This window comes from Rheinheimera sp., assembly GCF_036568245.1.
In the GTDB taxonomy this organism is placed as follows: Bacteria; Pseudomonadota; Gammaproteobacteria; order Enterobacterales; family Alteromonadaceae; genus Alishewanella.
In genome coordinates this window covers 14,980-37,760 of the sequence record NZ_DATCSY010000280.1, presented here as the reverse complement: position 1 = coordinate 37,760, position 22,781 = coordinate 14,980, and the positions used below count along the sequence as shown (strand labels likewise).

The window sequence follows — 22,781 nt, the reverse complement described above, 5'->3', positions numbered from 1 at the left end:
AGCCCCTTAATCGGCGCTTTATTAAAGTCCTGATCAGCATAAAACTTGGCCCGGTCTTCAAATGCCAGTTTCTTCGCTTCAATCAGCAGGTGCAGGCTCTGCGGCGTATTAAAGCCGGCGGCTTTTAAATCAAAGTTCTTCAGGATCTGCAGCATTTGCAGCGCGGCAATGCCCTGACCGTTTGGCGGCAACTCCCACAGTGTATAACCTTTGTAATCGACACCGACAGGTTCTACCCAGTCAGAGCGATGATTGGCAAAATCGGCATAGCGCAGATAACCACCATTGGCACGCATAAAGCGGTCAATTTCTACTGCGATATCACCTTTGTAAAACGCATCACGGCCGTCTTTGGCCACCTTTTTCAGCGTATTGGCCAGGGCCGGGTTTTTAAAGATCTGGCCTTTGGCAGGTGCTTTGCCATTGATGGTAAAAGTGCCGCTGAAGTCGCCCGGTTGTTTGCTCAGCACCGGTACACTGCGATCCCAGTAATAAGCGATTAATTCACTGACCGGAAAACCTTTCTCGGCATAGTCGATAGCCGGCTGCAGAATTTGCTGCATTGGCAGGCTGCCAAACTTATTATGCAATTCAAACCAGCCATCCACCGCACCCGGCACACTGATCGGTAACATGCCGTGTGGCGGTAAGCTGGTACGGTTAAGTTTTTTCAGCTCATGTGCCAGCATCTCGTAACTTAAACTCAGCGGTGAGCGACCGGACGCATTTAAGCCATGCAGTTTCTGGCTTTTGGCATCCCAGACAATGGCGTATAAATCACCACCTATTCCGTTACCGGTAGGCTCCATCAGGCCCAGCGCAGCATTGGCGGCAATAGCAGCATCTATAGCATTGCCGCCTTGTTTCATCACATCCAGCGCAATTTGCGTAGCCAGCGGCTGACTGGTGGCGGCCATGGCTGACGGTGCTATGACTTCCGAGCGGCTGGCAAAAGGCGCGCCGGTAATACGATCATAGCCCTGTGCCGTACCCGCCAGCACCAGACTGATGCCTACTGTCAGGCCAATAAATGCGCTTTTCATAACGTTCTCCGGATTATTATTCTGCTTCGACCTTAACCAGCCGCGCTTAACCATACCAGTGCTTTACGACCAGACCAAGGCTGATTGCGATAATTCTCGCCGGACAATATTCGGCTGGTGAAAATGGTTAGGCCGGTAGTGTGTGCTGCATCAATTGCTGTTTCTGCTCTGCACTGATGGCCTGCGCTTTATTACTGGCATAATCAAACTGCACCATCACCGCAGTACCGGAGACGGTTTTAACGCCTTGTTGCCAGGCTTCCTGATACACATCAAATGAGCTGCCGCCAATACGGCTGATGTAAGTGCGTATTTCAACTTCCGCACCAAAGTGAGTCTGGGCATGATAATCCAGTTTGATACTGGCAATAATCAGCGGCCACTGCTGTAAATTAAGGGTCGGCGTGAAAATTTTAAACACGCCCTGACGGGCACCTTCAAACCAGATAGCAAACACTGTGTTATTAATATGACCTAAGGCATCAGTGTCGGAAAAACGCGGCTGAATAATTTCACTGAACATAGTATCCCCTGTAACGCTAAAGCAGGTAATTGTTAAGCGCAGCATAATGCGTCAGCACTGCTATTGAAACAAGTGAAAGAACTGAAACAACAGCAGCGATCAGGTTTGCGCCCACTGCCTGAGCAGGTTGTGATACACCCCGGTCAGCTGCACTATTTCCCGGCTATCCGCCAGTTGGTTCCGCAGCGACTGAATGGCCATGTCCATATCAAACAGCAGGCTACGCTTTTCATCACTGGCCACCATGCTCTGTAACCAGAAAAATGACGCCAGTCGCCGCCCTTTGGTTACCGGCGTGACTTTATGCAGGCTGGTCGACGGATAAAGCACCATATCACCGGCGGCCAACTTAACGCTGTGCGCACCATAGGTGTCCTCAATTACCAGCTCGCCACCCTCATATTCTTCCGGTTCCGAGAAGAACAGCGTCATAGATAAGTCTGTCCGTACTTTCACCGGCGTACCCGGTACCTGGCGGATAGCATTGTCGACATGCACACCGAATGACTGGCCACCCTGATAACAGTTAAACAAGGGGGGGAAAATCTTCAGCGGCAGTGCCGCCGACATAAATAGTTTATTCTGTGCCAGCGCCTGCAATACCAGATCACCAAGCTGGCGTGCCGCCGGGCTGTTTTCAGGCAACTGCAGGTTATGCTTAGCCTGTGCCGACTGATAACCGGCAGTAACATTGCCATCAGCCCAGTCAGCATCCAGCAACAGCTGCTTGCAGCTGGTGACCTGCGCTTTGGTCAGTACCTGTGGAATTTTTAACAGCATAGCCACTCCTATAAAACGTTATCGGTGCAGAAACAGCAAAGCCCCGCTGGCATCACGCTGGCGGGGCTTTAGCATACCGGCTACCGCTTAAAAGCTGTAGCTGGCAGTAATACTGACATGGCGCCCTTCACCAGGAATAAAGTGGCCACCACCCAGCTGCTCAATATAACGCTTGTCCGACAGGTTAACACCGTTTAGCTGTAAACCCAGCTTATCGGTGGCCTGATAAGACAGCATGACATCGTAAGTGGTGTAACCCGGCGCCGTTTTACGGTTAGCAGACGAGTTATTAAAACGCTCACCTACATACTGTACCCCGGCACCAAACGCCAGTTTATCGTTGTAATCGTAACGGCTCCAGACACTGGCCGAATGCTCCGGCGTACCTGACAGCGGCATACCAATCTGGCTGGCGTCATCGCCTTCTGCATGGGTAATTTCGCTGTCCTGATAGGTATAAGCAGCAATCAGCGTCCAGTTTGGCTGTAAGTAGCCAACCGCACTCAATTCGATACCCTGCACTCGTTGCTGGCCGTTCAGCGTATCAAAGCTGCTCTGGCCATCGGTAAAGTCGGGGTCATCAGTGCGGGCATGTTTTTTCTCGGTACGGAACAGGGCAGCGCTGGTCAGCAGGCGGCCGTCCAGTAAGTCCCATTTGGTCCCAAGCTCATAACTTACCGTTTCTTCCGGCTCTAAATCGATCAGGTTGCTGTTAGTGTTGGTGGATACTGTCAGGCCTTCTGCCGATGGGTTAAATGAAGTACCCACAGCAAAATAAATACTGCCATTAGCGGCAGGTTTGTATACCAGGCCGGCATTCCAGCTCAGCATGCTGTCTTTGGTATCTACCTGCAAAGACGGATCGGTATAACTGTACTGATAATCTGTTTCAAAGCTGTCCCAGCGAGCGCCCAGCGTCAGCTCCCACTGCGGATTCAGCGTCAGAGTATCAAACACATAGATCGCAATATTGTCGCCTTCGGCTTCAATGCTGTTGCCATCACGGCCATAACGGCCGGTAAACGGCAGCCGTGGGTCCGGGTTATACAAATCGACCAGTGCTGGCGTGCTGTCCAGATTGTCATCAACCAGATCCACCATATTCCAGCGTTTGAACGTTTCCTGCGCCCATTCAACACCGGTTACCAGATTATGTTTGATGCTGCCAGTCTGATATTCAGCCACCAGGTCAAGCTGCACAGCCGCCAGTGAGTTTTTCGTGTCACGCGTTTTTTCATCGCTCTGGCGTACATTTGTGCTGGTTTTCTGATCGATAAAGCGCGGTGCTGTCACCACACCTTCACGCGCAACGGAGCCTACACGGGCCTGTACCCGCAACATAGTGGTATTACTGAGATCCTGCTCAAAGCGGCCGGTCAGTGATTGCGCTTTAATCTCTTCATAGTCACGGAAAACGTTACCGTAAAAATTATCAAAACTTACCGGTGGCGCTTCGTTTACATAATCAGCCAGCTCCGGCACTGCGGCCGGATCTGACACCCATGGCAGGCCGTAATCCGGCATATTGTCCTGTTTCTGGTACTCAGCATTCAGGCTGAAGCGTTGTGCAGAACCTATTCCGGTTGCCAGCGACAGCGCCGCCGCATCTTTGCTGTTATCTACTTCGTTACGGCCAGCCACATCAACGTCATCGCTGAGCAGGTTCAGCCGCAGCGCCGTGGTGTCACCCAGTGTAATATTGCTGTCGAGTGTGGCACGGTAATCCGACTCGCTGCCCAGACGCAGGCTGACATCTGAGAACTGATCAAGACGGGCGGTTTTCGATTGCAGATTAATACTGCCCCCTGTTGCACCACGACCCGATACGGCTGAACCCGGGCCTTTGGCTACTTCAATACTCTCCAGATTGTAAGTATCACGGCTGTAGCCGGCGATATCGCGGATACCATCAACAAAAATGTCAGTGGTTGCGCTAAAACCCCGGATCGACATACTGTCGCCGCTTGGCGCGCCACCTTCACCGGCAGCCAGAGAAATACCAGACACATTACGCAGTGCATCGCGCAGGCTGTCGACTGAGCGGTCTTTCATTACCGCCTGCGGAATCACAGTAATGGTTTTGGCCGTGTCCAGCAGCGGCCGGGTAAATTTGATATTGGACGACTGCTCAACTTTAACATCATCTTCAGTCGTCGCTTTAGCCTGGGCAACGGCAAGCTCCTGCACCTGTTCGGTCTGCATCGCAGTGGCCTGAGTGCTTAATACTGTACATGCCAGCGCCACTGCTGCGGCCAGCGGGGCTTTATTAAAATGCGTACCGCTCAGTGCGGTACCGGCAACTTGTGTCATTTCCTGCTCCAAATTTTTATAGGGCCGACGCTGTATCAGCACGTTACAGCAGCGTGCTGCAGGCCGGGTTCTTCAGTAAGCCGGCGGCATGCTAGCACTCGCTCAAAAAAATGTAAATGAGAAAGATTATCAGTTGTATTCGACCTATCATTTTGCCATAATGCGCTACCTGCTAACGTTGTAAATGACAGCCAGACAGCGGCAACCGATGAACAGATTTTACCGACACTCACAAATCGCACTTTTAACTCTATGGTTAACCGCGATTTTTTCTCCTTATAACCCGGCACAGGCTGAACCCTCAGCCACAGCACAACTTGATGCACTGGTACAACAGTGGCTGGCCCTTGAACAGCAACAGCATCAACTGCAAAAAGACTGGCAGCTGCGTAAGCAAAGCCTGCAGCAAGGCATCAATTTGCTGCAGGCCGAGCAAAAGCAGCTGCAACAAGTGCTGGAACGCAACAACAAACAACACGATGCTGTAGATGAAAAACGCGCGGCGCTGCTGACACAGCAACAGCAGTTGGAACAACAGCAGCAACAGGGTGGCCGCCAGATCAGCGCCTTACTGCAGCAGGTTCGTGTAATGCAGCCGCAGTTGCCGCCGCCGCTGCAACACCTCTGGCAGCAGGGACTGGGTAGTTTGCCGGATAATGCCGATGCCTCAGTGCAGCTGCAGCGCAGTTTGTTTTTGCTGACGAAGCTGGCCGAGTTTCAGCAGCGCCTGAGCCTGGATGAAATGACGCTTAACACGGCCGATGGCAAGCCGGTACGGGTTAAACAGTTGTATCTGGGGGCAAGCCAGGCCTGGTTCAGTAGTGCTGACGGCAGCTATAGCGGCCTGGGTTACCCCGGTAGCGCAGGCTGGAGCTGGCAGTTTGACAGCAGTATTGACGGAAAGGATGTGCTGCACGCCATAGCGATGCTGGAAAAGCGCGCTCAGGCAGAGCTGATTAGCCTGCCGCTGCAGCTGTCGGCTGAGGCGGCGACGCTATCGCAGCAAAAAGAGACCACGCCATGAAAGCCAACATTTTAGCAGCAGCGGGCATCAGGCAAGGTGTCAGCATAGTCCTGTTATCTCTGGTCGCGTTCACTGGCCAGCTGACAGCGGCAGATGTCAGCAGCTCCGTGCTGGCAGATATCAAACAAGCGCAGCAAAGCCTAAGCAACACCGAGCAACAAATCAGCCGTCAGCAACAACAGCTGATGAGCCAGTACCAGACATTGCAGCAGCAGGTGCAGCAACTGCGCGATAAAACCGCTGTTGCACGCCGAGCTGAAGATGAAAGCACACTTGGCCTGAGCCAGTTAACGGAGCGACTGAAAAGCTGGCAGGATCAGCAACAGTATCAGCAGAATCAGCTGGCCAGCTTTATCCGGCAACAGCAGTTAGACACTGTCGATACCTCTCTTACCAGCCAGTTGCAGGCAGCCAGTAATTTTGCCGGTGCATTACAGCAAAGCCTTTACCCGGCCTGGCACAATCACGACATCATTTTACCCAGCGGTGAGCTGGTAAACGCCAGGGTACTGCAGGTAGGCCCGGTCAGTTGGTACTGGCTGAACGAACAGCAACAGGGTGGCTTATTGCAGCACGGCAGTGACAACACAACCAGCCCCAGCGTGGCGTTGCCCTTTAGCGACAGCTCCGCGTTGCAACAGCTGCAGCAACACCAACGTGCCAGTGTGCTATTTGACCCCAGCCTGAATAAAGCGCTGCTGCGATCGAACCGGCAGGAGTCTGCATTGAGCCATGTCAGCAAAGGCGGTATCTGGGCATTGCCCATACTGGCGTTTGCGCTGGTGGCATTGATAATTGCACTGCACAAAGCCTGGCAGCTATGGCGTTTGCCTGCCGTGCAGGTAGCCACTCTGCCTTCAGCCCAACTACAACACTGTGCCGGCTTTGCCAGACAACTGGATGACTGTGGCAAACGTTATGCAGTCGGGCAGCAGCGTGATGATGCGCTATTCGCCGTGCTGCAACATAGCCGGCTGATGCTGGACGCCCGCCTTGGCGCCATCGCCGTGACGGCTGCCGTAGCGCCATTACTGGGTTTACTTGGCACTGTAAGCGGCATGATTGAAACCTTTAACATGATGACCTTGTTTGGCTCCGGTGATCCACAGGTCGTGTCCGGCGGCATTGCTCAGGCATTGATCACCACAGAACTGGGGCTGGTAGTGGCCATTCCGGCTCTGGTGATGCATGCGCTGCTATCACGTAAAGCGCGCAATTATTACCATCAGCTTGAAGCGCTGGCGCTGCACATCTCGCAGCAATCAGGCCATCATCCAACCACAACACAGGAGCAGGCCGCATGATAAGCATGTTAACTGACAATCTGGTGTGCTGGCTGATCCTGGCAGCCGCACTTGGCAGCTACCAGTTGCTGCTTCAGGAGTGGCTACTGCTGCGCCACGGCCACTGGCAGCAGTGTGGCCAATGGCAACAATTTAATACCGTACTAATTGCCAGCATGCCGCTTTGTGGTTTGCTCGGCACTATTGTCGGCCTGCTCAGCGTATTCGCCGGCCTGGCCTCTGGTGACAGTGGCGCGGCCGAGCTCAGTTCCGGTATCGGCGAGGCGTTATTTACCACCCAGCTGGGTTTAAGTTGTGCCATACCGGCCTGGCTGCTGCAGTCGCTGGTGAATGCTAAACTGGCGCGCGCCCGTGTCACCCACCAGTACACACAGGTGGCATGATGCAACAACGTTTGGGCCAGCGGCTGGAACAGCAGCATCAGGGCATAGATATGTCACCACTGTTAGATGTGGTGTTTATTCTGCTGATATTTTTTATCGTCACGACAGTTTTTGTCCGTGAAACCGGCGTTGAAGTAGACAAGCCGCAAGCAGTATCTGCCAGTCAGTTGCAGCAACTGGTTATTCTGGTGGCCATTACCGATAATGGCGGTGTTTATTACGATGGCAGCAATATCGGGGTTGAAGGTGTACGGCCAACACTGGAACAGCTGCTGCGCGAACGTGCACGCCCTGTGGTGCTGCAGGTGGATAAAAATGTGCCGACCGATTTATTGGTTAAGGTGCTGGACGGCGCTAAACTGGCCGGCGCACTGCAGGTAAGCCTGGCGACGGTCGCACAGTAACATGCAGGCCCGTATCCGCTTACTTGCATTTGGTTTAAGTGTGCTGTTACTTGGCAGTGCCTTGCTGCTGATGTGGTATGCGCGCCAGTTTCAGCCGCCTTCAGAGCAGAAGCTGCTACTGCGGCCACTGGACTTAACCACGCTGCCCACTCCACCACCGCCGCCCCCGCCCAGCCCGCCGCAGCCGGTTAACACTGCGCCGACGCTGGATTTACAGGTAAGCATTAGCAGTGCCGTACAGATAGCCGCACCGGATATACAGCTGGTTAAACCCAAACTAGAACTCAGTGCGCCTCAGCCGCAGCGACAACAGCTGCAGTGGCAGCCACTGCAGATAGAAATAAACGCGTTCAGTCTGGATCAGCTCGATGCACTGCCGGTACTGCAAACACCACTTAATGCGGTATTTCCGCGCAGTTTAAGCCGCCAGGGCATTAAAAAAGCGCTGGTGAAACTGGACATCCTGATAGATGAACAAGGCAAGCTGACGCTGCTGAATATACTCGAAAACCCATACCCGGAACTGAGACCAGAGATAGAACGGATAGTACGCAGCAGCCGCTTCAGTGTGCCAACCAAAGGCACAGCAGCCGTCAGTGCACGTTTTATCTGGCCGGTAGAATTTAAACCCTGATGCACATGGTAAAGCGATGACTTCATTTTTAAAAACCGTTTTGTTTAGCTCAGCGTTATGCCTGCTAAGTAACACAGTATTTGCCAACAGCAGCCCGGCGAATCCGCTGCAGGTAACACTGGCCGACCCGGTATGGCAGGTGATGCTGAACAATCATGCAATAGCACAGCGCACGGCGGCCATTACGCCAAATGAACAAAGCTTCGCCCGCCAGTTACAACCGTTACTGCAACAAAAGAACTATCAGGCGATAGCCGGCCTGTTCCGCCAGCGCCCGCTCGCTGACGACAGCAGTGCGCTGCAGGTACTGCGCGGTCAGGTGTTATTGTCGCTGCAACAATATGATGACGCTGCCAACGCGCTTAAGGCGGCATTGGGTAAACAACCGGATTTAGCACTGGCACATCAGGCACTGAGCCTGGTACTGATGCAGCAACAGCAATACCAGCAGGCCAGGCCTCATTTAGTCGCGGCCATTAATCTAGGTGTTGCTGATGCCCAGGTGTATGGCCAACTGGCCTATATCAACCTGAAAACCGCGCAGGCGGCCAGCGCCGTAGCTGGTTATCAGCAAGCGCTGTTGCTCGAACCCGACAACAGCCAATGGCAGCAAGGCCTGCTGTATGCCTTGATCCAAAGCCAGGCCTGGCCGCAGGCTCAGGCGATGTTGGAGCAACTGCTGCAACAACAACCTGACAATAAAGCACTCTGGTTGCAGCGCAGCCAATTGGCGCTGAGTCAGGGTAACAGCACACAAGCCCTGAGCAGTATTGAAGTTGCACTACGTCTTGGCGAAAACGCTGCTGATAATCTGCTGCTGGCAGCGCAACTGCACTTTAACAGCGGCAGTGCCGGCCGCGGTATCAGCCTGCTGCAACAAGCAGTTAAAGCAAAACCGGATAATCAGAACTGGCATACCCCGCTGATTCAGGCGGCGAGCTATCTGGCATACCAGCAGCAATGGCCTGCGCTGCGCAGCTTGCTTAAGCAAGGTGCTTTGCCGCTGCAACAACTGCCTGTGCGGCAGCAAGCGCAACTGGCAATGATCAGGGCGCAATTGTCCAGCGCGGACAATCAGCCAAAACAAGCTCTGGCAGCACTGCAACAGGCTGTAGCGCTGGACCCGCTGTTTGGCGAAGCCTTGCTGGCACTGGCGCAGTGGCATGAAACCCAGGGTAATACTGATTTGGCCAGCCTGAATTACAGCCGTGCGGCGACCATTAAAGCAGTACAGATCCCGGCACTGCAGGCCCAGGCTCAGCTGGAAATTAACCGCCAGCAGTATCAGAGTGCGCTGCGGTTACTGCAGCAGGTGTTGCTGGCAGCACCAGAGCGGCAGGACATTGCCGACAATATCCGCAGTTTGCAGCAACTGGTCAGGCAACAACGGACCGGTGGGGCTTAACGGCGGGTTTTACTCTTTTCTGCCAACGCGCAATACAGTATGGTATTAACCTAATTCCAACATTGACGCGCCACAGAAAGGCCGGAAACCTTATGACCGACTTTATTGAAGTCTACGACAATGCATTAAGCGCAGAATTCTGCCAGCAGCTGATCAAAACCTTTGATGCCAGCCCGCATACTGTGCCTGGCCGCACTGGTGGCGGTGTTGACCCGAGTAAGAAAATCAGCACCGATTTATACCTGTTTCAACATGCTGAATATCAGCCGCTGCTGCAGCAGATCTGGCAGGCGACCACGCACTATGCCTGCGAGTACTTTAAAAAATACCATTTCGCACTGATAGGCCCGGTCGGCCTGACCATCGCACATCCGCAAACCGGCCAGCCGGTTGCCATTACCAACGACAATTATGAGCAACTTGGCAAAGCCAAAACCATGGATTTTATGCGGGTGTTGTTTCGCCTGGGTAATATACAAGCGCAAAAGTATCAGGCCGGCGTCGGTAATTATGGCTACTGGCACAGTGAGGTTTATCCGCAGCAGGGCAGCACAGAGCCGTTACACCGGGCACTGCTGTTTATGTTCTACCTTAATGATGTTGCCGAAGGCGGTCAGACAGAATTTTACTATCAAAACAAAAGCATTAGCCCCAAAGCTGGCCGGATGGTGATAGCGCCGGCGTATTTTACCCATACCCACCGCGGCTGTATTCCGGTATCAAACGACAAATATATTTTAACCAGCTGGATCCTGTTCAACACTGCCGAACAAATTTACGGCCCACCACAGCGCTAACGTTATAGCGCTGTATAGATCCCCGTCACCAAACTTCAACACCGTGTTTATGCCGCTACCCGCATAAATGATACTTTATTCATTTTTTTAATTGATCTTAATAATAAGAATAATTATCATTCGCCACGCAATTTACCTAACCTAACAGACAGCGGTGGTAAAACCGCTTTAGTTGTTTTTACAGGAGTTAATCATGTCTTTTCGCCCCACCGCTCTGGCCTGCGCCGTTGCCGCTGTGTTTGCCCTGCCATCAGCTCACGCAGACATAGCGGCCGCCGCTGCAGCTGCTGATTATGATATGGAAGTCATTGTCGTGACGGCATCCGGTTTTGAACAGAAACTGGTAGACGCACCAGCCAGCGTTTCGGTGGTAACGCGTGAAGATCTGCAAAGTAAACCCTTTACCAGCCTGGCAGATGCGCTGCGCGACATTGAAGGCATAGATGTTGGTAGTGGCCAGGATAAAAACGGCAATATCAGCATTACCATGCGTGGTCTGCCGTCAAATTATACTCTGGTATTGATTGATGGCCGCCGGCAAAGCGACATCGGCGATATAGGCCCGAATAACTTTGGCAACAGCCAGTTTATGTACATGCCGCCACTGGAAGCGATTGAGCGGATTGAAGTGGTGCGCGGGCCAATGTCTACGCTGTATGGGGCAGATGCAATTGGCGGTGTCATTAACATTATTACCCGCAAAGAACTCGATACCACGCATGGCAGCATTACGCTGAGCAGCAATCTGCAGCAGGACAGCCAGTATGGCGATGATAAAAAAGCCGATTTTTATCTGACCGGCCCAACCGGTGCGCGCGGCCTTACCTACGCGGTACGTGGCAGTATTTATGACCGCGATGAAAGCGAACCGACTTACAGCGAAAACCTGCCCTTGCCGGATGGGTCTACCTGGGTCGATGAAGGCAGCTTTGGCGACAAAAAGATTGTTGCAGCGAAAAACTGGAACCTGGGTGCAACATTAAATTATGCCATCAGTGAGCAACAGTTTGTCAGCCTGGAATACGATATTGCCAAACAGCGTTACGACAATACCGAAGGCCAAACCGGCACTCTGGACAGCCCGGTCAGCCTGTGGCGGGCCAGCGGCGCCGGTGTTATTCAGCCACGTGTGGGTTATACCCCTTATCAGCGCGTTGAGCGTGAACAATTTGTGCTAGCGCATGTTGGCCGTTTTGACATTGGTACACTCACCAGCAGCATCACCACAAGCCGCAGCGAAAACTTTGGCCGCTCGTTACCACTGACAGTACAAGAGCGCAGTGATCTGCAACTCATCTGGGACCAGGCAGTAATCGATCAGGCCAGCAGTAAGCCTCAGCTGACGGATGCGTTATCTGCGCAGTTGCAGGCACAGTTTCTGCCTCGCCCTAGCCGCACGCTGAAAATCGACAACCTGATCCTGGATAGCAAGCTGGAATCACAGTATCAGAATCATTATTTTGTTATCGGTGGCCAATACTTAAATGCAGAGATGGAAGATGGCGTTTTTGGTATGTATGGCGACGGTTTCCGTGATGGTACCAGCCAGACTCACCGCCAGTGGGCAGTATTTGCCGAAGACAGTTGGGAATTCCATCCGCAGTTTACCGCCACGGCTGGCGCACGCTTTGATGATCACAACATTTTCGGCGGCGAATTCAGCCCGCGCTTGTACCTGAACTACCGTCCGACCGAGCAGTGGACCATTAAAGGCGGTGTCAGCACTGGCTACAAAGCGCCGACACCGAACCAGCTGTTCCCGGGTATTACCGGTTTTGGCGGTCAGGGCGTTAGCCCCTTTGTCGGCACGCCGGATTTGCAACCAGAAACCAGCGTAAACTATGAAGTAGCCGCCTATTACAGCGGTGATGCCTTTAGCGGCAATATCACGCTGTTCTACAATGATTTTAAAGACAAAATTATCAATCAGGACAACCTGCCAAACTGTGAAACTGCTGCAGCTGGCACACCTTGTGTTGATATCGGCCCGGGCTGGGCAGAACTGGGTTACAACAGCTTTACCCAGGCGGCCAACGTCGATAAGTCAGAAACCCGCGGCGTCGAGCTGGCTGGTAAATATGCATTCAGCGACAACATCAGCCTCAGTGCAAACTACACCTATACTGACAGCGAAGTGAAAAGTGGCCGTGATGCCGGTTTGCCGCTGGTGAGTACACCGAAGACTATGCTCAATGCCACCCTGAACTGGCAGCTAATGCAGCAATTAAGTTTGCAGCTGATAGCTGAAGTGCGTAGCGAGCGCTTCCGTGGCACCGCCAATATCAGCGGCCCTACCGGCCCGGAAACGATCAAACAATATTATAAAGCTTACGAGCTGCTGCATCTGGGCGCGCGTTACCAGTACTCTGATCAGCTAAGCTTCAGTGCCCGGATCAACAATCTGCTGGATGACGATTTATCCAGCCGGACCTGTCTGCTGGCAGACACTGAAGATACCTATAACTGTACCTCTGACTACAACACCACCGAAAAAGCCCGCAGTCTGTGGCTATCGATGAGCTATAAATTCTAACTGCGGAAGGTAGCAAACAGATAAAACCGGTTAGTGAACCGGTTTTATCATTTTTAAATGCGGAATATCATCTTCCAGGTAAGGCTCGCTGGCCGCTTTAAAACCTAAGTCCTGATAAAACTGCTGCAGGTAGCACTGGGCAGAAATGTGGATATCGGTATCAGGCCACAACCCGGCGGCCACTTCCAGTGTGCGCTCAACCAGCACCTGGCCTAAGCCCAGCCGGCGTGCGGTTTGCGATACACATACCCGGCCAATCCCCGGAAACCCTTCAAAGCTGACACCCGGCGCCAGTACTCTGGAGTAGGCGATCACCTTTTCACCTTTTTTCAGAATAATGTGGCGCGTTTGCGGATGCAGATCTTTGTCATCCAGTTCCGGATAGGGGCAGTTTTGCTCTACCACAAACACATCTACCCGAAGTTGCAACATGCTGTATAGCGTGTATGTGTCTAATTCATCAAAGGTTAATACCTGCCACTGCATCTAATCTGGTTCCCTGGCTACGTAAAGCACCACTATACCAGAGGTAAAAGCGTCCCGCACAGCCTGAAAAATCAACACCGCCATCTTAGTGTCATCACAGCATCATAAAACTGCTACAGAAATGTAACGCCACTGACATTAAGCCTGCGTTAAATACTGCAACAACTAAAACAACGCCAATACGGAGCCAAGCATAATGTCAGACAGTAAAACCGCCATCAGCATTGATAACTCGGGTATAGACCCGCAAACCAACTTTTCACTTAACCCAACCTTTGCAGCAGTTGTCGATGCACGCATGGCGCGGCGTAAGTTTTTAAAAGGCAGTGTCGGTGCAGCCGTAGCCGCCTTTATTGGCGGTAATCTGGCAGCATGTAGCAGCAGCGACGATGGCGAGCCAACACCGGTAGTACCGCCGGTTGCCGGGCCTGAACTACTGGGTTTTGCAGCTGTCGCCGCCAGCCGTACCGATGGCATAGTCGTACCACAGGGCTATACTGCTCGCGCGTTTCTGCCATGGGGCACGCCGCTGACCGGCAGCTACCCGGCATATCTGGCTGATGCCAGCAACAGCGGTGCAGATCAGGAACAGCAAATTGGTATGCACCACGATGGCATGCACTTTTTCCCTATTGATACCCGCAGCGGTGGTGACAGCTCGACAGAGGGCTTGCTGGTTTTTAACCATGAATACATCGACAACAACCTGATCCATCCCAATGGTATCGACACCGTGCCTCGCATCGCTGATGAAGCGCGCAAAGAAATTGCCGCCCATGGTGTGTCAGTAGCTCACATACAACAGCAGGCAGACGGCAGCTGGGCACTGGTGAATAACAGCCCGTTTAACCGCCGCATCACCGGCGCTACCCCGATGGAACTGGCGGGCCCGGTGCGCGGTAGCAGTAAAGTCGTAACCAAATACAGCCCGGACGGCAGCCGCACCCGTGGCACGCTGAATAACTGTGGCAATGGTTATACGCCCTGGGGCACTTACTTAACCTGTGAGGAAAACTGGGCCGGTTACTTTGCCAATACTGATGCCAGCCAACCGCGTGAGCACAGCCGCTATGGCGTATCGGGCAGCAATGGCCGTTACTTCTGGGAAACCGCAACGCCAACGGCAGATGTGTACCAGCGTTTTAATGCGTCCACCATCGCCGCTGACGCCAGCGGTGACTATCGCAACGAACCCAACACCTTCGGCTGGATAGTCGAAATTGACCCGTTTAACCCGGACAGCGTGCCACAAAAGCGCACAGCGCTCGGTCGTTTTGGCCACGAAGGCGTGATTTTTGGCAAGCTGGAAGAAGGTAAGCCTGTGGTGGTGTACTCGGGTGATGACTCCACTTTTGAATACATCTATAAATTTGTCTCCAGCGCACCTTATTATAAAAATACCGCCGGTGGTCACTTGTTAAACGACGGCATCTTATATGTTGCCCGCTTCAACGAAGATGGCAGTGGCGACTGGTTGCCGCTGGATATTACCAATGCCGACTTTATCGCTAAAGCGGCCGCTGCCGGGGTCAGTTTTGCTGATCAGGCCGATATTTTGCTGAATACCCGCTTGGCTGCTGATGTAGCAGGCGCCACCAAAATGGACCGGCCGGAATGGGGCGCTGTGCACCCGGAAACCGGCGAAGTGTATTTCACATTGACCAACAATACGCGCCGCACAGACACGCAAACAGATGCACCAAACCCCAGGGCAAATAACGCTACCGGCCATATTATCCGCTGGAATGAGCGTGAAGCTCAGGCAGCAACTGCTTTTGACTGGGATATCTTCCTGCTGGCCGGTGATGTGGGTACCGAAACACCGGGTACTGAATTGACGTTAACGGCCGACAACCATCTGGCCAGCCCAGATGGCTTGTGGTTTGATAAAAACGGCTTGCTGTGGATCCAAACTGATATGAGCGGCTCTCAGCAAGGCGAAGGCCCTTACGGTAATAACCAGATGCTGGTAGCCGATCCGGTGACCCGCCAAATCAAGCGCTTTCTGGTTGGCCCAACCGACTGCGAAGTGACAGGTATCAGTGCAACACCGGATATGAAGACGCTGTTTGTTAATATTCAGCACCCGGGCGATCGCTCAGAGCCAGGCAACTTCACCAGCAACTGGCCGGATGGCGGCAGCAGCCGGCCACGTTCTGCTACCGTGATCGTGACCAAAGATGATGGCGGCGTGATCGGCAGCTAAGGCTGCTCATTTAAGCAGAATCGGTTTGCGCTAAGCCAACCGTCTCAGCCCAGGACGGGCTGAGAGGAACCCCCTAGGATGGGATTACGGCGTGTTGGTGTGGGCAAACCGATAGTTGCTGCAGCCTTAATTACCAGTGTTTTGCTTCGGCGCACGGCCTTGAGGTGCGCGCTGGCCATCGCGGTGACCGGTTTTCGCCACTTTGGGCTTTTTCGGTTTATACGGCTTGGCATTCGGTTTCGATTCCGCCACGGCATTAACCGGCTCAAAGCCTGGCATTAGCTGACGCGGGATCGCCTGCTGGATCAAGCGCTCGATACCAAACAGTTCTTTGCCTTCATCAGCACATACCAGTGAAATAGCATGACCCGCTGCGCCGGCCCGGCCGGTGCGGCCAATGCGGTGCACATAGTCTTCAGCGACATTCGGCAGTTCGAAATTCACCACCTGTGGCAGTTGGTCAATGTCCAGACCGCGGGCAGCAATATCTGTTGCCACTAACGCCCTGACTGCACCTGATTTAAAATCGGCCAGCGCTTTAGTGCGGGCATTCTGGCTTTTATTGCCATGGATAGGCGCGGCTTTAATGCCTGCCGCATCCAGATGCATACTCAGCTTATTCGCCATATGCTTGGTTTTGGTAAAAATCAGCACCTGTTGCCAGTTGTTGTCACTGATAAGCTTGGTAATCAGCGCCGCTTTGCGGTTTTTATCTACCGGATAAATCAACTGTTCTACCCGCTCAGCTGTGGTATTGGCCGGGCTGACCGACACTTCCAGCGGATCATTCACCAGCGCTTTGGCTAACTTGCGGATCTCGTCAGAGAAAGTGGCGGAAAACAGCAGGTTTTGCCGTTTTTTCGGTAGCAGTGCCAGCACTTTTTTAATGTCATTAATAAAGCCCATGTCCAGCATCCGGTCTGCTTCATCCAGCACCAGTATTTCAAGCTGACCGAATTTCACTGCATTTTGCTGATATAAATCCAGCAAACGGCCCGGTGTCGCCACCAGCACATCGATACCCCGGCGCAGCGCCATCATTTGTGGGTTTATCTTCACACCACCAAACACGACAGCACTGCGCAGCGGCAAATACTTGCTGTATGCAGCTACGTTTTCTGCCACCTGCGCCGCCAGTTCCCGGGTTGGTGTTAACACCAGTGCCCGGATATGGTTCGACTGCACTTTACGGCCCTGGCTTTGGCTGTCTGCCAGTAGTTGTAACATTGGCAAGGTAAAGCCAGCTGTTTTACCGGTACCGGTTTGCGCCGCCGCCATTAAGTCACGCCCTGCCAGCACTGCCGGTATAGCCTGCAGCTGAATAGGCGATGGTTCGGTATAGCCTTTATCGGAAATAGCGTTGAGTAAGGCAGGTGCCAGTTTTAAATCAGAAAATTGCATGCGATATCCCGCAGTTAATGCTGCGAGAATAATCTGCCGCAGCTGCAGAGGCCTCCCTGATGGAGGGGCGCAGAGCTTACAGTAAAACGGCTACTACTGCGAGCTTTGTATGCCGCAGTGCATACTTTATTCAACTTGCCGGATCAGGTATTGTGAACGCTATCCTGGCGTCGGAGACTCCTGCTTGCAAACCTCAACTAAACCAGCTGACAGCAGCTTTATGCGTGAGCTTAAGCGTATGCTGCACGCACTGACCTCGGTATCCGATGCCGACAGTCTGGTCAGCCTGCTTACCGACACGCACCGGTATCTGCGCTTTGCCGCCAGCACGCCTGCGGGCGATGCACAGATTTCCCGGCCAGCTCTGATGCCACAGTTATGGTTTCTGGCAGAAAAAATTCTGCGCCTGACCGAAGGTAATAATGCAGCAGACAGCCTGACCCGTTCAGCCCGCATGCTTGGCAGCCTGCAGCTGACCGCTCCTGAGTCACCCAGACGCTGGCGTGAGCTGCAGTTTGGCTATAAATTACTGTACCGCGCCACACTGACGCTGCGGTTGTTGGATAACGCCTTAGAGCATCAATTACTGAAACACACAGTGTTACAGCAGCACTATCAGCAGCGCCGCTTCGCCGACGACAATTGTCCGTACCGCTTACATGTACAGCTGCCACTGGTGGTTGCTGTGATGCTGCTCGATTGCGGCTTACTCGATGTTGATGCCGTGACGTTACTGACCGGTTATGCCGGTGAACAGGACGCCAGCCGTAATATGGATACAGACGAGCGCCAGCGTTATCTGGCCGCCGGGAAGCTGGCGATGAAACGGCTGATATCAGATGCGCTGCAACTGGTGCCCTATCGCGGCAACAGTAAACAGGAAAAACAGCAGCATCAATTACAGCAGCAACAACAAATAAAGTTTATTAAACAGCTTCTTAGCTCTGCCACAGGCGAAACAGGTGCACTGACACCATTACTTAGCTTGCCGCAGGGATACAGCTCTATCGTATTGCCGGGGCGGCACCGCTATCAGTACGACGCTCTGCCCAAAGCCAGCCTGTTGTTAAAAGACAGTGTCAGCCGCGGCCAGTTTCCGGCTATCTGGGTGAAACACCTGCTGAATATTACCGGTATCTTCCCTCAGGGGTTTGGCATCGCTTTTATTCCGGCTAAGCAGGACAGCGCTTTTGCCGAAAAATATGAGCTGGCTATCGTTAATCAGCTGTATCCACCGAGCCCGGCAGAACCTTTGTGCCGTATTGTCAGTCGTAATCTGCAATACCGCCGCGGCGGCCATAACTGCCAGGTCAGCGTTAACCACAACCTGTACTTTAAACCTGCACGTGACCGCCTTGCCGTGATCCCACCACAACGGCTGCAGGAAATCCTGACCCAACTCAGTGCCGACTGGGAGCCAGGCCAGATCCGCCGATATATGCCGCGTTGCTGGCAACCGCAGCAGTTCTTTACCCAGAGTGAACATCAGAACCTGTGGAATAACGCTCAGAGTAAAATCAACTAAAAGCAGCAATAAGAAAGCCGCAGTCAGGCTGCGGCTTTCTTCACGTCGGTTACTATTACAATTTAGTAATCGTCATCACTGGTGCCTCCGGCACGGTCGCATCAACACTAAAGCGGTAACTACCAGCCTCTGTCACATTCAATGACAAGTTACCCGCGTTATACTCCAGTGCCTTGGCCTCGCCCAGTGTGAAGGCACCATTACCAGCACCATAGTTAATTGCCGCCCAGTTAGCATCGGCAAATTTAAACTCATAAGATATCGCATCCAGACTGATATCTATCGAGTAAATGTTGCCGCCGGCGTACATCATCGGGCTATTGTTGGACCAGCCATTCATACTGCCTTTTAAGTACACAACAGTGTCAACACCGTAAGGTGGCAACTCCTGCACCGTTAATACCGGCGCGTCTTTATTATTGGCATCCAGTACAAACACATAAGTCGCACTGTTTACCAGATTAAGCTGCAGGTTTGCACCACTACGGCCCAGTGTTTTTGCCTGTCCAAGTGTCACAGCCTGACCATTAGCACCGGCGCCGAAGTCTACTGTCGACCAGTCTGCCGAGGCTACTTTAAACTCGTAGCTGCCTGCAGCAATATCGATCGTCGCCATATAGATACCGTCACCCTCGTAGCTGAAGGTATCTACCTCACCCCAACCATTCATAGCTCCGCGTACAAATACCGTTGTTGCTTCATAAGGCGGAATATCCGGTGCGCCGCTGGTTGCATCTGCCGCCAGGCCTTCACCTTGCATAGCACCCTGCGCTTTAACAAATACCGCCATAGTGTAAGCCGGCACGATGAAGGTGCCTTCATCGACACCGGCGCTGAAGCTTGCGGTGGTAACGTTGTTGTCGGCCGACGCTTGCTGTACCGGGTGTAAATCAAACCCGGCAGCGGTAGGTAAGGTATGGGACTGCTGCTGCGAGGTGCCGTTAATCACCACCACTAAGGCATCGTATGCCGGGTCAAGGTCGGTTAACCCTATGCCGTCATCAAGGCTCATCACGATTAAGCCCTGCGTTTGGCCTTTGCCGATATTATGAAAGCCAACACGGTCTATCACATCCTGCGCTGTGGTTAAGCGGAACAGCGGACTGCCGGCACGGATGCTTAAAAACTCTTTAAACACCTCACTGGCAAAGCGGATATCATCTGCTGCTGGCTTAGCGTTGGGGTTGGTCAGAATTTCACCAATAGCGGCCCAGTTGTCGGCATTTTTCTCTGCCAGCGGCAAGCCAACCGCAAAGTTATTACTTTGCATAGTAAAATCGACATAGTTGAACCAGTCACCGGAATCGTAACTGTCGCGGTCCATCGATTTAGATCGCAGCATATCACTGCCCATCTGCATAAACGGAATACCCTGGCTCATCAAAGGAATAGCCAGTGCAATATTCTGTGCTCTTACGCGCTCAGCAGTTGTCAGACTGGCGCTCAAACCATATTGCAGTTTGTCCCACAGGGTTTCATTATCATGCTTGGACACATAATTAATAATGTCAGCCGGATCAGCCGCATAACCAGCACCACCAAAGCTGGATGCCGGGCCGGCAATACCCTGATAACTTTCCAGCACATAGTCTTTTAACGTACCCGCCAAACCTATACGGATCAGATCCTGCTTACGCAGATTTTCTTCACTGCCGTTGTCGCTAAACAACACCGCATCACGCACCGGGTCACGTAGGCGGTCATTGAATGTGCCAACCTCAGTATCCGCCATATCAATTTGCTTGGCCTGCACAAATAAGCGGTTATCAGTAACCTCGCCGAAGTTCCAGCCTTCACCGTAGAAGTACACATTAGGATCGAACGCCCGCACTATATCGCGTGCTGCCAGTATGCTGGCTTTGGGTGAATGCCCCATAATGTCAAAACGGAAGTCATTAAAGCCAAAGTCACGCGCGAGGATCAGTAATGAATCCTGCATAAACTTATCAAACATTCGGTGTTCAGTGGCCGTGTTTTCACAGCAGGTAGAGCGTTCTATCGCACCACTGACTTCGTTATAACGGTGATAGTAACCCGGCACTATCTTGTCAAACACCGACGTGGTATTCAGGCCAGATGCACTGGTGTGGTTGTACACCACATCCAACACGGTACGCAGGCCAAGATCATTCAATGCCTTATTCATTGCCCGTACTTCTTTAATACGGGCCACACCTTCAGCGTTAGAGGCATAGCTACCTTCAGGGGCAATAAAGTGCTGTGGATCGTAGCCCCAGTTAAACTCGTCAATGCTACGTATTGCCTGCACCAGCTCCTGCGCTTTTTCACCAAAAGGTGAGTAGCTTTGCAGCAGTGATAACAAGGTTGTGTTTGCATCGGTATTACCACATACCGGCGCATCGGCTTTCAGCTGGCATAACTTAGCAACGGTATCGCTAAGCGCAATACGCTTGCTGGCATCTTCGTTAATGTTGGCCTGATCGTTTAGCGGCAACAGGTGAAAATGGGTTAAACCACTGTCAGCCAGCGCTTTAAGGTGCTGCACCGGCACCGAGTCAGTTTCGGTAAAGGCCAGATACTTGCCGCGGTTTGCCTCGCTAACACTTTGATCGCGAACAGAGAAATCCCGTACATGGCCTTCGTAAATAACGATATCTTCCGGCTTAGCAACCGTGGGGATAGTGCGCTCTGCCCAGCCCTCGGGGGCTAAGTCAGCATCAGCGAGATTAACAAACTGGCTATAACGGCCATTTAGCGACACGTTCAGTGAGTAGGGATCTGTCGCTTCAATGGTTTCCACCTTGCGGGTCAGCGGGTGATATACCGTCACTTCATAGCGATAGAACTGCCGGTCCAGCGCGCTGCTGCCGTTGTAATGCCAAATACCGGTTGCGTTATCTACCGTCATCGCATGGGTTGCCGTCAGGCTTTTAGCAGCGTTATACACCTTAAGGTTTACGCTGCGCGCCGTAGGGGCCCAGACACTGGCAATAATACTGCCATCCTGATATTGAATACCCAATGCCGCTTCGTCTGCATCAGCATCATCTTTGGTGTATAGGTCATCCAGCACTTTTGCTGCCTGCACCCAGGTAGCGGCCAGTAGCTCGCCTTCAACATCACTCGCTGCCAGCACCAGCTGGTTTTTCAGCATGGCTTTGGCTTCGTCAGCAGTAAAATTAGCGCTGAATGCTGGCTTATCTGCCAGATGCGGTACCAGCGCTTTTTGCGCATCGGTCAGATCGACCGGCATAAGCTCTATACTGCTGCCATTTAACTGGCTGTTACGGCCAATGGCCAAATCAGCATCAGCCGAATAATGCAGCCTCACCCGGGCAGAGGGGTCAAGGCTGGCATTCCAGATAAAGGTATTCTGATCAATCCAGTGTGCGGCAGCACCCTGCACTGATACGCCAAGCGATACCACCGGGTATTCAAACACACCGTTCACACCAGAGAAAATCCAGTTCATGCGGGCAAATTCCGGGTCTTCCTGCGACAGCGGCATCTGCATATCCGGCCCGGGGTCTTTACCAACATCATCAGTACCAATGTGCACTATAAAATTACCGCAGGCACCTGCAGTGCCGGCATAGCCGGGTTTTAAGTCTAAAATCCAGTAAGCACCATAGTTCTGATCAACACCATCATGTACCAAGCCATTATCCCACGAGGATGCCAATGATGATGGCTGATAAGCGTCACAGGTTTCGTTGTTCCAGGTATGCAGGCGGTAACCTTCATAAGCACCCGGGCGCTTATAAAACAATATCGCCTGGTTAGGGCCCGCCATCACCGACGGTGCCGGGGCATTCGGATCTTTACCAATGATACAGCTCTCGTTAGCAGCATCCGGCACTGTTGGTGGCGGGCAGTAAATCGGCGGTGGGTCAATACACTCTGTACCTGCAGCATTGGGTATTTGTGGCACATTACATGTCAGTAAAACTTCACCGGGGTTTGTCGAGTCGCCGCCACCGCAGGCAGCTAGCAGGTTAATCGCCAGCAGCAACAGCGCCAGCTTCAGCAGTTTTATGGTTATCGTCATTATTCTTGCTCCAT

General features: G+C 52.8%; 17 protein-coding genes. 10 read left to right on the top strand and 7 right to left on the bottom strand.

Features of this window, described 5'->3' with window-relative positions:
* The 4 genes from VIN66_RS12790 to VIN66_RS12775 form a co-directional block, all read right to left on the bottom strand.
* A partial coding sequence (locus VIN66_RS12790; RefSeq protein WP_331924341.1) for a gamma-glutamyltransferase family protein occupies positions 1-1,043 on the bottom strand: 1,043 nt, incomplete at its 3' end.
* 127 nt (positions 1,044-1,170) lie between these two features.
* Positions 1,171-1,566 (bottom strand): thioesterase family protein, encoded by a 396-nt coding sequence (locus VIN66_RS12785; protein WP_331924340.1) that lies wholly within the window; start codon positions 1,564-1,566, stop codon positions 1,171-1,173.
* A gap of 99 nt (positions 1,567-1,665) precedes the next feature.
* Positions 1,666-2,346 (bottom strand): Fe2+-dependent dioxygenase, encoded by a 681-nt coding sequence (locus VIN66_RS12780; protein ID WP_331924339.1) that lies wholly within the window; start codon positions 2,344-2,346, stop codon positions 1,666-1,668.
* A gap of 87 nt (positions 2,347-2,433) precedes the next feature.
* Positions 2,434-4,656 carry a TonB-dependent siderophore receptor gene (locus VIN66_RS12775; RefSeq protein WP_331924338.1) on the bottom strand — a complete coding sequence of 741 codons (2,223 nt, stop codon included), beginning with the start codon at positions 4,654-4,656 and terminating at the stop codon, positions 2,434-2,436.
* Between the two features lie 208 nt (positions 4,657-4,864).
* On the opposite strand from VIN66_RS12775, the gene VIN66_RS12770 reads away from it, so the two are divergent.
* From VIN66_RS12770 to VIN66_RS12735, 8 genes are all read left to right on the top strand, one after another.
* The gene (locus VIN66_RS12770) at positions 4,865-5,680 is read left to right on the top strand and encodes a DUF3450 family protein (protein ID WP_331924337.1); all 816 of its coding nucleotides are present in this window, start codon (positions 4,865-4,867) and stop codon (positions 5,678-5,680) included.
* On the top strand, positions 5,677-6,984 hold the full coding sequence (locus tag VIN66_RS12765) for a MotA/TolQ/ExbB proton channel family protein (protein WP_331924336.1): 1,308 nt from the start codon (positions 5,677-5,679) through the stop codon (positions 6,982-6,984). Before VIN66_RS12770 ends, VIN66_RS12765 begins: the two co-directional genes overlap by 4 nt.
* Positions 6,981-7,367, top strand: coding sequence for a MotA/TolQ/ExbB proton channel family protein (locus VIN66_RS12760; protein ID WP_331924335.1), 387 nt, complete (start codon positions 6,981-6,983; stop codon positions 7,365-7,367). The genes VIN66_RS12765 and VIN66_RS12760 overlap by 4 nt, the downstream gene beginning before the upstream one ends.
* Positions 7,364-7,771 (top strand): biopolymer transporter ExbD, encoded by a 408-nt coding sequence (locus VIN66_RS12755; RefSeq protein WP_331924334.1) that lies wholly within the window; start codon positions 7,364-7,366, stop codon positions 7,769-7,771. Before VIN66_RS12760 ends, VIN66_RS12755 begins: the two co-directional genes overlap by 4 nt.
* A 1-nt stretch (position 7,772) precedes the next feature.
* Positions 7,773-8,405 carry a hypothetical protein gene (locus VIN66_RS12750; RefSeq protein ID WP_331924333.1) on the top strand — a complete coding sequence of 211 codons (633 nt, stop codon included), beginning with the start codon at positions 7,773-7,775 and terminating at the stop codon, positions 8,403-8,405.
* Positions 8,406-8,421: 16 nt separating this feature from the next.
* Positions 8,422-9,810, top strand: a complete 1,389-nt coding sequence (locus tag VIN66_RS12745; protein ID WP_331924332.1) for a tetratricopeptide repeat protein — start codon at positions 8,422-8,424, stop codon at positions 9,808-9,810.
* Positions 9,811-9,902: 92 nt separating this feature from the next.
* Complete coding sequence (locus VIN66_RS12740) at positions 9,903-10,607, top strand: 2OG-Fe(II) oxygenase (RefSeq protein WP_331924331.1); 705 nt, start codon at positions 9,903-9,905, stop codon at positions 10,605-10,607.
* A gap of 193 nt (positions 10,608-10,800) precedes the next feature.
* Positions 10,801-13,140, top strand: coding sequence for a TonB-dependent receptor domain-containing protein (locus VIN66_RS12735; RefSeq protein ID WP_331924330.1), 2,340 nt, complete (start codon positions 10,801-10,803; stop codon positions 13,138-13,140).
* Positions 13,141-13,170: 30 nt separating this feature from the next.
* Here the strand turns inward: VIN66_RS12735 and VIN66_RS12730 are convergent, their stop codons facing one another.
* Entirely contained in the window at positions 13,171-13,626 is a 456-nt protein-coding gene (locus VIN66_RS12730; protein ID WP_331924329.1) for a GNAT family N-acetyltransferase, read from the bottom strand.
* A gap of 196 nt (positions 13,627-13,822) precedes the next feature.
* Here VIN66_RS12730 and VIN66_RS12725 point away from each other — a divergent pair, with 196 nt between their 5' ends.
* On the top strand, positions 13,823-15,832 hold the full coding sequence (locus VIN66_RS12725) for a PhoX family phosphatase (RefSeq protein ID WP_331924328.1): 2,010 nt from the start codon (positions 13,823-13,825) through the stop codon (positions 15,830-15,832).
* Between the two features lie 126 nt (positions 15,833-15,958).
* Here the strand turns inward: VIN66_RS12725 and VIN66_RS12720 are convergent, their stop codons facing one another.
* On the bottom strand, positions 15,959-17,233 hold the full coding sequence (locus VIN66_RS12720; protein ID WP_331924327.1) for a DEAD/DEAH box helicase: 1,275 nt from the start codon (positions 17,231-17,233) through the stop codon (positions 15,959-15,961).
* A 184-nt stretch (positions 17,234-17,417) separates the two neighbouring features.
* Here VIN66_RS12720 and VIN66_RS12715 point away from each other — a divergent pair, with 184 nt between their 5' ends.
* Positions 17,418-18,758, top strand: a complete 1,341-nt coding sequence (locus VIN66_RS12715) for a hypothetical protein (protein ID WP_331924326.1) — start codon at positions 17,418-17,420, stop codon at positions 18,756-18,758.
* Positions 18,759-18,813: 55 nt separating this feature from the next.
* Here the strand turns inward: VIN66_RS12715 and VIN66_RS12710 are convergent, their stop codons facing one another.
* On the bottom strand, positions 18,814-22,767 hold the full coding sequence (locus VIN66_RS12710) for an alpha-1,6-glucosidase domain-containing protein (RefSeq protein WP_331924325.1): 3,954 nt from the start codon (positions 22,765-22,767) through the stop codon (positions 18,814-18,816).
* Between the last annotated feature and the right edge of the window lie 14 nt (positions 22,768-22,781).